Source organism: Nocardioides sp. Leaf307 (assembly GCF_001423135.1).
In the GTDB taxonomy this organism is placed as follows: domain Bacteria; phylum Actinomycetota; class Actinomycetes; order Propionibacteriales; family Nocardioidaceae; genus Nocardioides; species Nocardioides kribbensis.
Genome location: NZ_LMNY01000002.1, coordinates 1016780 through 1030960, shown reverse-complemented (window position 1 = coordinate 1030960; position 14181 = coordinate 1016780). Strand labels below are relative to the sequence as shown.

Sequence of the window (14181 nt, the reverse complement as noted above, 5' to 3'; positions counted from 1 at the left end):
ACCGCCCGACCCTGCCGTGATCCGACGGGGCTCGCCGAGCGGCCTGTCTCGGGCGCTGGAGCGCCACTCGGAACCGTCCCAGGAGGATGACTTTGCGCAGGTCCAGACTCGCCGTCGTCGCGAGCACGTCTTTGGTCGCCGCAGCGCTCGCGCTGCCGCTGACCGCTTCGCAGTCCGGCGCCGCGCCGGCTGCCCCGGCCGCCTCGGCGGCCCCGTCGGGCGAGGCCGCTGCGCCCCGCCCCACCGACTCCCTCACCATGCCCTGGCAGGCCAAGTACGAGGCTGAGCGCCAGGTCGCCGTGGAGAAGCGCCTGCGCAACGGCGGCTCGGGGGAGAGCCAGAAGATCGGCAAGGACACCTACGGCCGCGTGGCCCAGTCCGGCACCGACAAGATCTTCGTCGTGCTGGCGGAGTTCGGCGACACCCGCCACTCTGCCTACCCCGACGGTGGGACCACCGAGGGCCAGGAGCCGGCCACCACCTACGACGGCCCGCTCCACAACGAGATCCCGAAGCCCGACCGCGCCACCGACAACTCCACGCTGTGGCAGGCCGACTACGACCGCAAGCACTACCGCGACATGTACTTCAACCGGATGCGCACGTTCTACGAGCAGCAGTCCTCCGGTGAGTACTCCGTCGACGGCGACGTGACCGCCTGGGTGAAGGTCCCCTTCAACCAGGCCCGCTACGGCCGCAACACCTGCGGCGACATCGTCTGCAACAACACCTGGTTCCTCATCCGCGACGGCCTCGCGCAGTGGACCCAGGACCGGCTCGACGCCGGCCAGTCGATGGAGCAGATCCAGGCCTACCTCAAGACCTTCGACCAGCAGGACCGCTACGACTTCGACGAGGACGGCGACTTCTCCGAGCCCGACGGCTACATCGACCACTTCCAGGTCGTGCACGCCGGCGGCGACGAGGCCGACGGCGACCCGACCTACGGCGAGGACGCCATCTGGAGCCACCGCTGGTACGCCCAGATCGAGCCGCTCGGCACGGGCCCGGCCGACGGCGCCCAGCTCGGCGGCGTGAACGTCGGCGAGGGCGGCGTCTCCGACGCCAGCGGCGCCAACGTGCAGATCCCCGACAACCCGACCGGTGTCTGGGTGGGCGACTACACCATCCAGCCCGAGAACGGCGGCCTGTCGGTCTTCGCCCACGAGTTCGGCCACGACCTCGGCCTGCCCGACCTCTACGACACCTCCGGCAACACCGGCGGCGCCTCCAACAGCGTGGAGTTCTGGAGCCTGATGAGCCAGTCGCGCGGCACGCTGCCGGGCGACCCGGGCATCGGCGACCGCCCGCAGCCCTTCGGTGCCTGGGAGAAGTTCCAGCTCGGCTGGCTCGACTACGACGTCGCCCGCGCCGGACGCAGCTCCACCCACGTGCTGCGACCCGGTCAGTCGACCTCGGGCAGCGCCGCCAACGGCCTGATCACGATCCTGCCCGACAAGGAGGTCGTCTCCCAGCTCGGCGAGCCGGCCGCCGACGGCGGCGAGCGGTTCTACCACTCCACCTCCGGCAACGACCTCGACACCCGCATGACCGCGGCCGTCGACGGCGGGGGCGAGCTCACCGCCACGACGCGCTACGACATCGAGGAGGGTTGGGACTACGCCTACCTCGAGGCCTCCAGCGACGGCGGCGAGACCTTCGCCGGCGTGCCGACCAGCGTCAGCTTCGAGGGCGAGGACGCCAGCGGCCTCAACCCCGACGGCACCGGCATCTCGGGCACGACCGACGGGGCCTGGGTCGACCTGACCGCCACCCTCCCGGCCGACACCGACACGATCCGCTTCCGCTACCGCACCGACAGCGCCTTCGTGCTCTCGGGCTTCGCGGTCGACAACGTCGCCGTCGACGGTGAGACCGTGGGCACCGCCGAGGAGGGCGACACCGCCTTCGAGCTCGACGGGTTCACGACCTCGACCGGCACCGAGGTGGAGGAGTTCCTCAACGCCTACATCGTCGACAACCGGCAGTACGTCGGTCGCGACAAGCAGCTGAAGCACCTCTACAACTTCCCGGACCTCGAGAAGAAGCCCGACACCGTGGAGTTCTTCCGCTACGCCCCCGGTGCCCTCATCTCCTACTGGGACACCTCCTACACCGACAACAACGTCGGTGACCACCCCGGCTCCGGCCAGGTCCTGCCGGTCGACGCGCACCCGGACTTCGTCCACTACGCCGACGACACGCTGGCCCGCACCCGGGTCAACACCGCCGACTCCGCCTTCGGCCTGCGCCGCATCAAGGCCCAGACCCTGAGCAACGCGGGCCGCGAGTTCACGGTCCCGGCGCGACGCGCCCAGCCCGTCTTCGACGACACCCGCCCGTGGTGGTTCGACAGCGACGAGCACGGCGTCGGCACCCACCCGGGCTTCTACCAGCCCGGCTGGTTCGGCGTCGACGTGCCGCAGACCGGCACCACGATCCGCGTGGTGAAGGTGGCCAAGAACGGCAACATGACGGTGAAGGTCGGCCGCTCGAGCTGACCCGCCCGTCCTCCTCGGACCCCGTCGATCCCCGGATCGGCGGGGTCCGTCGTCGTCAGGGCCCCCGCCGCGGCCCGCGCCAACCCCGCGACAACGTGACGGGCGTTACGTTGCTCCCATGGAGTCCTACGCCGCCGGAGAGACCACGCCCCCGCTGCTGGAGGAGACCATCGGGCAGAGCTTCACCCGCACGGCCGCGACGTACGCCGAGCGCGAGGCCCTCGTGGAGGTCGCCACCGGGCGCCGGTGGACCTGGGCCGAGCTCGACCGCGACGTCGACGCGGTGGCCCGCGGGCTGATGGCCGCGGGCCTCGAGCCCGGCGACCGGGTCGGCATGTGGGCGCCCAACTGCGCGGAGTGGACGATCGTGCAGTTCGCCACCGCCAAGGCCGGCATCGTCCTGGTCAACGTCAACCCCGCCTACCGCACCCACGAGCTGGCCTACGCGGTCGAGCAGTCGGGCATGCGCCTGCTGCTGGCGACCAGCAGCTACCGGGGCAGCGACTACCGCGCCATGGTCGAGCAGGTCCGCGGGGACTGTCCCGCGCTGGAGCGGGCCGTCTACGTCGACACCGACGACTGGGCCGACCTGGTGGCCGCGGGGGAGGCGGTGGCCGCCGAGGCCCTCGCCGAGCGGCAGGCGGGGCTGCGTCCCGACGACGCCATCAACATCCAGTACACCAGCGGCACGACGGGCTACCCCAAGGGCGCGACGCTCAGCCACCGCAACATCCTCAACAACGGCTTCATGGTCACCGAGGCGATCAACCTGACCCACGAGGACCGGCTGTGCATCCCGGTGCCCTTCTACCACTGCTTCGGCATGGTCATGGCCAACCTCGGCTGCACCACCCACGGCGCGACGATGGTGATCCCCGCGCCGGGCTTCGACGCCGCCACCACGCTGCGCGTGGTGCAGGACGAGCGGTGCACCGTGCTCTACGGCGTGCCCACGATGTTCATCGCCATGCAGAGCCTCCCCGACGTCGCCGCGCACGACCTGAGCGCGCTGCGGGGCGGGATCATGGCCGGCTCCATCTGTCCGGTCGAGGTGATGCGACGCTGCATCGACGACATGGGGATGAGCGAGGTGTCGATCGCCTACGGCATGACCGAGACCAGCCCGGTCTCCTGCCAGACCCGTGACGACGACGACCTGGAGCGACGCACCGCCACCATCGGCCGGGTCCACCCGCACCTGGAGATCAAGGTCGTCGACCCGGTCAGCGGGCTCACCGTGGAGCGCGGCAGGCCCGGTGAGCTGTGCACCCGCGGCTACAGCGTGATGCTCGGCTACTGGGAGGACCCCGCCAAGACGGCCGAGGCGATCGACGCCGACGGCTGGATGCACACCGGCGACCTCGCCGAGATGCGCGAGGACGGCTACTGCACGATCGTCGGCCGGATCAAGGACATGGTGATCCGCGGCGGGGAGAACATCTACCCGCGCGAGATCGAGGAGTTCCTCTACACCCACCCCGACGTCGAGGACGTCCAGGTCGTCGGCGTCCCCGACGAGAAGTACGGCGAGGAGCTGTGCGCCTGGCTGCGGATGCGACCCGGTGCGGCCCCCCTCGACGCCGCCGCCGTGCGGGCCTTCGCCTCGGGACGGCTCTCGCACTACAAGATCCCGCGCTACGTCATGGTGGTCGAGGAGTTCCCGATGACCGTCACCGGCAAGATCCGCAAGGTCGCCATGCGCGAGGAGAGCGCCAAGGCGCTGGGCCTGGCCTGAGGGGACCGTCAGCGGCTGACGACGACCGGGATGCTGGCCCGGGTGCCGTCGCCCCCGCGCCACACGACCGTGCCGTCGTCGCCGCGAGGCGCCCCGGGGCGTGCCGTCAGCGTCAGGGTGAAGCGGGCCGACTCGCCCGGGTCGAGGCGCACGGCGGCCGGGGTGACCACCGCGCGGTGGTGGGCGAAGCCGCGGGCGGAGGAGGAGAAGTAGAGGGCGCGCCCGCCGACGTTGGTGATCGTGCGTCGCGTGCGGCTCTCCTCGGCACCCAGCAGCACCGAGGGCAGGTTGAGGACCTGCTCGGGGTCGCGTCCGGCGAGCCGGCCGTCGATGAAGGCGCGGTAGTCGGCGGGGTCGGTGAGGTAGACCAAGCCGGGGCGCAGGGCGCGCTCGGCCCTGACCCGGCCGGCCCCGGCCCGCAGCGGCGACGTGCCGCGCACGGGCGCCGCGCTCGTGGCGAGGGCGGAGCGCACCGCGGTCGCCGACCACCCGCGCCGGTCGACGAGCAGGGCGGCGGTGCCGCTGGTGATGGCCGTGGCGGCCGAGGTGCCGGAGGCGAAGGCCCACCGGGTGCCACGGACGTCGGAGGGCACGGCGCCGAGCACGCCGGTCGCCGGGGCCACGACGTCGGGCTTGACCACCGCCCCGGCGGGGTCGCCGGAGCCCGACCACGCCAGGACCTGCGACGCGGCGCGGTCGGTGCCCAGCGAGGTGAGGGTCACGCGGGCCAGCGGGTGGGAGCGCGACCAGGTGCGCACGGCGTCGCCGTCGGCGCGGTCGAGGTGCACCGTCGGCACGCTGTGCAGGTCGGTGTCGAGCGACTGGCGCCGCACGTTGGCCAGCACCATGCCGACGCCGTCGGCCCGCTCCACCGCCGCGGACTTGTCCACCCGGCCCACCCGGCCGCGGTCGCACAGCACCACGGCACCGGTCACCCGCGCAGCGTCGAGGCTGCCGGGCGCGCACACGCGGGCGTCGTCGATGCGGGCACCCGGCGCGCTGACGTCGGCCCCGACCACGAGCCGTGCCGGCCCGACGTCGCGCGGCGAGGCCATCAGACCCTCGACCACGGGGCCACCGCCGCCGAGCGCCACGCTCCCGCGACGGTCGGGACCGGTGGTGCCGCCCACGGTCGTCACCCAGGGCGAGGGGTGGGAGGCGAAGGCGCGCTCGCCGTCGTTGCCGGCGGCGGCCACCACCACGACGTCCTCCTCGGCCGCGCCCAGCAGGGCGCGCTCGAGCACGTCGAAGCCCGGGCTCCCGCCCACCGAGAGGTTGAGCACGTCGACGCGGTCGTGGGTGGCGCGGTCCACCGCCGAGACCAGGTCGGCGGTGGAGCACCCGTCGTCGGCGGGGTCGGGCGCGGTCCAGCAGGCCTTGTAGACCGCCAGCCTGGCCTGCGGCGCGACGCCGGCGTAGGACCCGAGCTCGTCGTCGTCGACGCGCACCGCGACCCCGGCGTTGCCGGCGGCGATCGAGGCGACCTGCGTGCCGTGGCCGTCGTCGTCCCGGGGGGAGAGCGAGGAGGCCGAGCGCACCGCGTCCTCGCCGAAGCCGGCGAGGAACCAGGAGCCGCCCACGACCTTGCCGTTGCACGCGCTGGCGCCCCAGTCGGCGGACTGCGAGCACTCGCCGCGGAAGCGCGCGGGCCGCTCACCCAGGCCCGGCACCGAGGCGAAGGCGGGGCTGTCGGGGCTGAGACCGGAGTCGACGACGCCGATGACGACGCCGGCGCCTCCGCGCTGGCGTCCGGAGGGCACCAGCCGCTCGGTGGCGCTGCCGCGGCCGGGCGCGGCGGCCAGGGGGCGCACGGTGTCGCGCTCGGTGGCCACGACGCCGGGCTGGGCGGCGATCTCGTCGGCCTGGGCCCGGGTCAGGCGCACGGCGACGCCGTTGAGGGCGGAGGTCCAGCGGTAGACCGGCTCCGGGGCGCCCACGGCGGCGAGCACGGCGTCCTGCTGGCCGCGCATGCTGAGCTCGAGCATCGTCTCGGGCAGCGGGAAGGTGTCGCCGGCCGTGCCGGGTCCGGCGAGGGTGACCAGCCACAGGTCGGTGCCGTCCTGCGCAGCGGCGACCGGGGCGGGACCGGCCAGGGCCGCGGCCCCGACCAGCGCGACCGCGGCCGCCACGGCGCGACGGACGGCGCGGCGGCTGCGGGAGCGGCGGGCGGCGGTCACGGGGTCCTCGTCGGTGGGTCGCGGGGCGGGCGCGGGGGCGGGAACCACCCATTGTGACCGACAGCCGGGCGCAGCGGGAGGCGAACCCCACAGCCGGGGGTCGAGGGGTGCGCGCACGTAGGCTCCGGGCATGCCCCCGACGCCCTCCGCCGTGCCGCCGGTGGTCGGCTTCGACCTCGACATGACCCTCATCGACACCGCCCCCGGCTTCCGTGCGCTGCTGCGCGTGCTCGGCGACGAGCTGGGCGTCGCCCTGCCGGTGGAGGAGATGACCGCCCGGCTCGGCCCCCCGCTCGACCAGCTCCTCGCGCCCCACCTGCCGGCCGAGGCGGTGGGTCCGGCCGGCGACCGCTTCCGCGCGCTCTACCCCGACCACGCCGTGACCACCACGCCCGTGCTGCCGGGCGCCCACGAGGCGCTGGCGGCCGTGCGCAGCCACGGCGGCCGCATCGTGCTCGTGACCGGCAAGTTCCCCGACAACGCCCGGCGCCACGTCGAGCACCTCGGACTCGACGTCGACGTGCTCGAGGGGTGGGTCTGGGGCGCGGGCAAGGCGACCGCGCTGCGCCGCGAGGGCGCGGGCGTCTACGTCGGCGACCACGTGCACGACGTCGAGGGCGCGCTGGCCGCGGGGGCCACGAGCGTCTCGGTGCTCACCGGCGGCTGCACCCGCGAGGAGCTGCTCGACGCCGGCACCCACGTGGTGCTCGACAGCCTCGAGGACTTCCCCGGGTGGCTCGACGACCACGTGCTGACCACGCGGGTGGCGGCGCTCGAGGCCCGGCTGGCCGACCTGGGGTCGCTGGCCGTGGCCTACAGCGGCGGGGCCGACAGCGCCCTGCTGCTGGCCGCGGCCGTGCGGGCCCTCGGGCCCGGGCGGGTGCTGGCGGTGACCGGCTACTCCGACTCCCTGCCCGCGGCCGAGCGCGACCCCGCCCGCGCCTTCGCCGAGGGCCTCGGCGTGGAGGTGCTCACCCCGCGCACCCACGAGATGGAGCGCGAGGGCTACCGCGCCAACGACGGCGACCGGTGCTTCTTCTGCAAGGCCGAGCTGCTCGACGTGCTCGTGCCGCTGGCCCGCGAGCGCGGGGTCGAGCACGTCGCCACGGGCACCAACGCCGACGACGTCGTCGCCGGCTTCCGCCCCGGCATCCGCGCCGCCGCCGAGCGGGGGGCGATCACCCCGCTCGCCGACGCCGGCCTCACCAAGGCGCAGGTGCGCGAGGTCTCGCGTCGCTGGGCCCTGCCCACCTGGGACAAGCCGGCGGCGGCCTGCCTGTCCTCCCGGGTCGCCTACGGCGTCGAGGTCACCCCCCACCGGCTGGCCCGCGTCGAGCGGGCCGAGGCCGCGGTGCGCGAGTCGGTCACGGGCGCCGGGCTGCCGCTGCGCGACCTGCGGGTGCGCGACCTGGGCGAGGACCGCGCGTCCGTCGAGCTCGACGCCGCCCTGCTCCCGCTGCCGTCGGTGCTCGCCGGCGCCGTGCTGGCCCGGGTCCGCGAGGCCGGCTTCGCCCACGCCGGCATCGCCGAGCGCGGCTTCCGGTCCGGGGGGCTCAACGACGCCCTGCCCGACCCCGAGCGCTGGCGGTGAGCGCGGGGGACACCTGGGCCGACACCTGGGCCGACACCTGGGCCGACACCTGGGCCCGGCTCTGGGGCGACGTGACCTCGCGCCAGCCCGTGCCCGAGGCCCGCTTCGTGCTGCTCACCGGCGCCGTCGCGGCGCTGCTCGTGCTCGCCCCCGGGACCTGGCCGCGGGTCCGGCTCGCCGTCACCGTCGTCCACGAGGCCGGCCACGCCCTCGTCGCCGTCCTCGTCGGGCGCCGGCTGCAGGGCATCCGGCTGCACTCCGACACCTCCGGCGTGACGCTGTCGCGGGGCCGGCCGCGTGGTCCGGGCATGGTGGCGATGCTGGCCGCGGGCTACCTCGCCCCGGCGCTGCTGGGCCTCGTGGCCGCCCTCGCGCTCGCGGCGGGGCGCAGCCTCGCCCTGCTGTGGGGCCTGGTGGTGCTGTCGGCGCTGATGCTGCTGTGGGTCCGCAACCTGTACGGCGCCCTGGCCCTGGTCGTCCTCGGGGCCGGCGTGGGCCTGGTCTCCTGGGCCGGCGGGCCGACCGCGCAGGCGGTGGCGGCGTACCTCATCGCCTGGCTGCTGCTGCTGGCCTCGCCCCGGCCGCTGCTGGAGCTGCTGGGCGCGGGGGCGGCGCGACGCCGGGGCTCCGACCCCGACCAGCTGGCCCGGCTGACCCGGCTGCCGGTCGTGGTGTGGGTGCTGGTGCTGCTCGCGGCCAACCTCGCGGGCCTGGTCGTCGGGGTCTCGACCCTGGCGCCCGAGCTGCTCTGAACCCGATGGCGGGGCTCACCGGGCCCCACATATCCTTCCCGTCGGTCGGTCCGCAGGGGCCCGACGCAGAGCTGACGGGGGAAGTCGCCGTGCCCAGTGGCAAGGTCAAGTGGTTCGACGCGGAGAAGGGCTTCGGCTTCCTCTCCCAGGACGGCGGCGACGACGTCTACGTCCGCGCCGACGCCCTCCCGGCCGGCACGACGTCGATCAAGCCGGGCACCCGGGTGGAGTTCGGGGTGGCGCAGGGTCGTCGCGGCGAGCAGGCCCTCCAGGTGCGCGTGCTCGACGCCCCGACCTCGGTGGCGCGCAACCAGTCGCAGGCGCGGCGCAAGAAGCCCGACGAGATGGCGCCGATCGTGGAGGACCTCATCACGCTGCTCGACGGCGTGGGCGAGGCCTACCGCCACGGCCGCCACCCCGACGCGCGCACCGCGCGTCCGACGGCCAAGCTGCTGCGGGCCCTCGCCGACGAGCTGGAGCTCTGAGGCCGCTCAGGAGACGCGCGCGACCGACCGCACGGCCCCGCGCGAGGAGCTGAGCACGAAGACCGACCACGCCCCGAGCACGGCCACGGCGACGCCGAGGCCGAGCCGGGCGGGCTCGAGCGGCAGCGCGATGCCGATGAAGCCGCCGACCACCCAGGCCAGCTGGAGGGTGGTGTCGCTGCGGGCGAAGGCGCTGGCCTGCACCCGCTCGGGGATGTCGCGCTGGATGGTGGCGTCGAGGCAGAACTTCGCGAGCGACTGCGACAGGCCGGCCACCAGGCCGAGCAGGGCCAGCGGGAGCACGCCGTAGAACAGCGTGGCGACCAGGGCCGCCCCGGTGCCGGCCAGCAGCGCGAGCACGACGGTCACGGCGGGGTTGATCCGCCGCAGCAGGGCGGCGGCCGCGACACCGAGGGCGTTGCCGGCGCCGGCGGCGCCCACGACGATCCCGATGAGCAGCTCGGGGCGCAGGCTGCTCGCGGGAGGGTTCTCGCGCAGCAGGAAGGCCATGAACATCAGCAGGAAGCCGGAGAGCCAGCGCGGCCCGCAGTTCGCGCGCAGCGCGAAGGCGACGGCGGTGGGGATCCGGGTGCGGGGCCGCCCCGAGCGCGTGGTGCCGTCGCCGACGGCGCGGTCGGCGGGCGGCGCCATCAGCACCATCGTCTCCTCGCCCTGGCTGGAGTCGACGGAGGCGGGCAGCCGGATGGCCGCGACCGTGGCGGCCACGAAGAGCAGGAAGGCGTAGCGCAGCGACCACTCGGGGCCGGCCAGGGAGGCCAGCCCGGCGAGGGGGGCGGAGACGGTGGCACCGACGATGCCGGCCATGGAGACGCGCCCGTTGGCCTTGACCAGCGTGAAGTCGTCGGGCAGCAGCCGGGGCACCGCGGCGGCGCGGGTCACGCCATAGGCCTTGGAGGAGACCAGCACCCCCAGGGCGGCGGCGAAGAGCAGCGGCGACTCGCCGTTGACCGCCCCGGCCAGGGTCAGGCACAGCACGGCCCGGATCGCCATGGTCGCCCCGATCGCCCATCGGCGACCGTGGCTGAAGCGGTCGAGGAAGGGGCCGATGAGCGGCGCCACGATCGCGAAGGGGAGCATCGTCAGCCCCAGGAAGAGCGCCACCTGCCCGCGCGCCTCGCCCGAGGGCACCTGGAAGAACAGGCTGCCGGCCAGCGAGATCGCCACCGCCGCGTCGCCGGCGGTGTTGAAGAAGTGCATTTGGATCAGCCGCGACAGCCCGGAGCGGTCGGCGCCCTGGGCGTGGGAGGCGCGCACGGCCTGGCGCCCGACGTAGCGGCTGGCGCGCCCGGTGCCGCGGGCGACACCGGCCACCCCGCGGGCTCCGGCGCGCACGCCCGTGCCCAGGCCGCGCCCCACCGACCGGGTGCGCGCACGCGGCATCCGCACGGTCGGCTCGTCGGCCGGGTCGGGTCCGTGCGAGGTCATGGGCACATCCTGCCCTGGGGGTCCGACCGTCCGAGGGGAGGGACACGGGACCCCGACCTGACACGCGGGGTGGGAGGAGGCATGATTGCCCGCCGTGACCACTGTGCTGCGCGCCAAGCCCGACCCCGCGACGGTCGCGGCCGTCGACGCCGCCCGGGAGGCCCTGCTCGCCGAGGTCGACGCCGTCGACGTCGGCGACCACCTCGGGCACCTCGTGGAGGGCGAGCGCGTCGTCACCCACCAGTTCGCGTGCCTGCGCAAGGGCTACTCCGGCTGGCGCTGGTCGGTCACCGTCGCGCGCGCCTCGCGGCAGAAGGCCGTCACCGTCGACGAGGTCGTCCTCATCCCCGGCGAGTCCGCCATCGTCGCGCCGGCCTGGGTGCCCTACCGCGAGCGCCTGCAGCCCGGCGACCTCTCGCCCGGCGACCTGCTGCCCGTCGACGACGACGACCCGCGCCTCGTGCCGACCTGGTCCTACGGCGACGACCCGCTCGACGCCGACGACCGCGCGCAGGTGCGCCAGGTGGCCCAGGACCTCGGCCTGGGCCGCGTCCGCACCCTGTCGGTCGAGGGCCGCGACCTCGCGGCCCAGCGGTGGTACGACGGTGACGCCGGCCCCGGCTCGGCGCTGGCCCAGGCCGCCCCCGACCACTGCCACTCCTGCGGCTTCCTCGTGCGTCTGGCCGGCCCGCTGTCGGACACCTTCGGCGTCTGCGCCAACGGCGACGCCAACGACGACGGTCGCGTGGTCTCCTTCGACCACGGCTGCGGTGCCCACTCCGAGGTGCGCCTGGCCAAGAAGCACGAGCCCGTGCCCGTGCCCGAGCCGGTCTTCGACACCCTCACCCCGGGCGACGTCGAGCGCTTCTGAGCCCGGCCTCCCGCGCCGGGCCGCTCAGGCCGGGTCGTGGGTGACGGTGCGGTGGTCGCCCGCGGCGGCCGGCGCGTCGTCGCGGCTCAGCACCCACACGGCGTACGCCGGGTCGACGGGGCGCAGGTCGTAGCCGCCCAGGCGCAGGTCGACGCGCAGGCCGGCGGCCTCGGCGTCGGCGACGAACTCCGCGGCGGGGTAGACCCGGCTGGTCGTGGGCCCGCCCTCCAGGTGGAAGCCGACGAGGAGGCGTCCCGTCGGTGAGAGCAGGTCGCGCAGCCGGCGCAGCACCGCCCTCTCGGTGCCCTCGGCCAGGAAGATCATGACGTTGCCCACGCAGGTGACCAGGTCGAAGCCGGTCGGGGCGCCGGCGGCCTCGAGCACCGCGGGGTTGAGCTCGAGGACGTCGACCGGCAGCACCGTCAGCCCGGGGTAGGTGCGCCGCGACTGCGCCACGAGCGCCGCGTCGGGCTCGCAGCCCACGACCTGGTGCCCGCGACCGAGGAGCGCGGCGCCGACGCGCCCCATGCCCGAGCCCGCGTCGAGCACGCGACCGCCGCGGGGGAGCAGCGCGTCGGCCAGCCGGGCCTCGCCGTCCACGTCGTCGCCGGCCTCGACCAGCTCGGCGAAGCGCAGCGCGTAGCCGGCGTTGGCCTCCCCGCCCCGGGCCCAGCGCGTCGGCGGCGACGGCTCAGTCATCGGCCCGGTCGGCCTGGTCGGCCTGGTCGGCCTGGTCGGCGCGGGCCCGGCGGCGCCGGCGGCAGTACTCGACGCCCAGCAGGCCCAGGCCGAAGCCGGACAGGCACGTCCACAGCCACCAGGTGCGTCCCGACTCCTCGAGCCGGCCGTAGAACGGGAGGAGGGCGACGAAGGCGAGCAACCACAGCCCGACCCCGACCCAGACGGTGCGCACGCCGTCGATGTCGAGCGGCTCGACGTCGGCGACGACGTAGGTGCGGTTGCCGATCTCGTGCTGCGTCGGCTGGTCGTCGCGGAGCTCCACGCGGGCGACTGTAGTGGCCCTCGCCCCACCACGCGGACCACGGGGAGGACCACGGGGAGGACCACAGGTCGGTCCGCGTTGACAGCGACGGTGCCCGGGCTGAGAAGGTTGCTCCCCGTGAGCAGTCCTGTGCGCCCCGTGGGCCGTCCTGCCGGCATCGACGGCTTCTTCCAGATCTCCCAGCGCGGCTCGACGGTGGCCCGCGAGGTGCGCGGCGGCGTGGTCACGTTCGTGACCATGGCCTACATCGTCGTGCTCAACCCCCTCATCCTGGGCTTCGCCCTCGACGCCGACGGCCAGACGCTGGGCGGCCCCGGGCCGGGCAACCTCGCGGTGATCGCGGCGGGCACCTCGCTGGTCGCGGGGGTGGCCACGATCCTGATGGGGGTGGTGGCCAACTACCCGATGGCGCTGGCCACCGGGCTGGGGCTCAACGCCTTCGTGGCCTTCTCGGTGGCCTCCCAGATGACCTGGGCCGACGCGATGGGCCTGGTCGTGCTCGAGGGCCTGGTGATCCTGGTGCTCGTGCTGACCGGCTTCCGCGAGGCCGTCTTCCACGCCGTGCCCGCGCAGCTCAAGGTGGCCATCTCGGTCGGCATCGGGCTCTTCATCGCCCTCATCGGCTTCGTCGACGCCGGCTTCGTGCAGCGCATCCCCGACGCCGCCGGCACCACCGTGCCGGTGCAGCTCGGCGCCACCGGTCAGCTCTCGGGCTGGCCCGTCCTCGTCTTCGCCCTCGGCCTGGTGCTCGTGGTGGCGCTGTGGGTGCGCCAGGTGCGCGGGGCGATCCTCGTGGCCATCGTCGTGACCACCGCCGTGGCCGTGCTGGTCGAGGAGATCGGACACGTCGGCGGCTGGAGCCTCACCACGCCCGAGCTCCCCTCCGACCTGGTGGCCTCGCCCGACTTCGGCACGCTGGGGGAGTTCTCGCTGCTCGGCTCCTTCGACCGCATCGGCGTGGTCGCCGCGCTGCTGCTGGTCTTCACCCTGCTGCTGGCCGACTTCTTCGACACCATGGGCACCATGACCGCCATCGGTGCGGAGGCCGACCTGCTCGACGAGGACGGCATGCCCCCGCGCACCCGGCGCATCCTGGTCGTCGACTCGCTGGCCGCGGCCGGTGGCGGCGCGGCCGGCGTCTCGTCCAACACCTCCTACATCGAGTCGGCCTCCGGGGTCGGCGAGGGCGCGCGCACCGGGCTGGCCTCGGTGGTCACCGGGGTGCTGTTCCTGCTCACCATCTTCCTCGCGCCGCTGGTCGCGGTGATCCCGTCGGAGGCGGCCGTGCCGGCCCTGGTGCTGGTGGGCTTCCTGATGATGCAGCAGGTGCGCGAGATCGACTGGGACGACCTGGAGATCGCGCTGCCGGCCTTCCTCACCATCGTGCTCATGCCCTTCACCTACTCGATCACCGTCGGCATCGGCGCCGGCTTCCTCGCCTTCGTGCTGATCAAGGTCGTGCGCGGCAAGGCGCGCGCCGTGGCCCCGCTGATGTGGGTCGTGGCCGCGCTGTTCGTCGTCTACTTCGCGATCGACCCGATCACCGACCTGCTGGCCTGACCCGGGCAGGCCCGGCCCGGCGCGACCGGGTCGGGCCTCCCGTCGCGGGAATGCTTAGCA

11 protein-coding genes are annotated in these 14181 nt (G+C 74.6%); 7 read left to right on the top strand and 4 right to left on the bottom strand.

Annotated features, from left to right (window positions below; all coding sequences use genetic code 11):
* Positions 1–92: 92 nt before the first annotated feature.
* A complete protein-coding gene (locus ASF50_RS14100) occupies positions 93–2501 on the top strand; it encodes an immune inhibitor A domain-containing protein (RefSeq protein WP_200920161.1) in 2409 nt (802 codons plus the stop codon).
* Positions 2502–2619: 118 nt separating this feature from the next.
* Complete coding sequence (locus ASF50_RS14095; protein WP_056904817.1) at positions 2620–4236, top strand: AMP-binding protein; 1617 nt, start codon at positions 2620–2622, stop codon at positions 4234–4236.
* Positions 4237–4244: 8 nt separating this feature from the next.
* On the opposite strand, the gene ASF50_RS14090 is transcribed toward ASF50_RS14095, so the two are convergent.
* Positions 4245–6413, bottom strand: a complete 2169-nt coding sequence (locus tag ASF50_RS14090) for a S8 family serine peptidase (protein WP_056904816.1) — start codon at positions 6411–6413, stop codon at positions 4245–4247.
* A gap of 130 nt (positions 6414–6543) precedes the next feature.
* Between ASF50_RS14090 and ASF50_RS14085 the strand changes: the two genes are divergently transcribed.
* The 3 genes from ASF50_RS14085 to ASF50_RS14075 all read left to right on the top strand — a co-directional run bounded on the left by ASF50_RS14085 (position 6544) and on the right by ASF50_RS14075 (position 9241).
* Positions 6544–8004, top strand: a complete 1461-nt coding sequence (locus ASF50_RS14085) for an HAD hydrolase-like protein (protein WP_056904815.1) — start codon at positions 6544–6546, stop codon at positions 8002–8004.
* The gene (locus ASF50_RS14080; RefSeq protein ID WP_056904814.1) at positions 8001–8756 is read left to right on the top strand and encodes a M50 family metallopeptidase; all 756 of its coding nucleotides are present in this window, start codon (positions 8001–8003) and stop codon (positions 8754–8756) included. Before ASF50_RS14085 ends, ASF50_RS14080 begins: the two co-directional genes overlap by 4 nt.
* A gap of 89 nt (positions 8757–8845) precedes the next feature.
* Positions 8846–9241: a cold-shock protein gene (locus ASF50_RS14075; RefSeq protein ID WP_056862058.1), complete on the top strand. Its 396-nt coding sequence runs from the start codon at positions 8846–8848 to the stop codon at positions 9239–9241.
* 6 nt (positions 9242–9247) lie between these two features.
* On the opposite strand, the gene ASF50_RS14070 is transcribed toward ASF50_RS14075, so the two are convergent.
* Complete coding sequence (locus ASF50_RS14070) at positions 9248–10687, bottom strand: MFS transporter (RefSeq protein ID WP_228942189.1); 1440 nt, start codon at positions 10685–10687, stop codon at positions 9248–9250.
* 94 nt (positions 10688–10781) lie between these two features.
* On the opposite strand from ASF50_RS14070, the gene ASF50_RS14065 reads away from it, so the two are divergent.
* On the top strand, positions 10782–11558 hold the full coding sequence (locus tag ASF50_RS14065; protein WP_056862059.1) for a DUF3027 domain-containing protein: 777 nt from the start codon (positions 10782–10784) through the stop codon (positions 11556–11558).
* 24 nt (positions 11559–11582) lie between these two features.
* Here the strand turns inward: ASF50_RS14065 and ASF50_RS14060 are convergent, their stop codons facing one another.
* Together ASF50_RS14060 and ASF50_RS14055 are read right to left on the bottom strand one after the other, a co-directional pair.
* Positions 11583–12257: a class I SAM-dependent methyltransferase gene (locus ASF50_RS14060; RefSeq protein ID WP_056862060.1), complete on the bottom strand. Its 675-nt coding sequence runs from the start codon at positions 12255–12257 to the stop codon at positions 11583–11585.
* The gene (locus ASF50_RS14055; protein WP_200920159.1) at positions 12250–12561 is read right to left on the bottom strand and encodes a DUF2530 domain-containing protein; all 312 of its coding nucleotides are present in this window, start codon (positions 12559–12561) and stop codon (positions 12250–12252) included. The genes ASF50_RS14060 and ASF50_RS14055 overlap by 8 nt, the downstream gene beginning before the upstream one ends.
* A gap of 117 nt (positions 12562–12678) precedes the next feature.
* Between ASF50_RS14055 and ASF50_RS14050 the strand changes: the two genes are divergently transcribed.
* On the top strand, positions 12679–14121 hold the full coding sequence (locus tag ASF50_RS14050) for an NCS2 family permease (protein WP_228942191.1): 1443 nt from the start codon (positions 12679–12681) through the stop codon (positions 14119–14121).
* Positions 14122–14181: the final 60 nt, after the last annotated feature.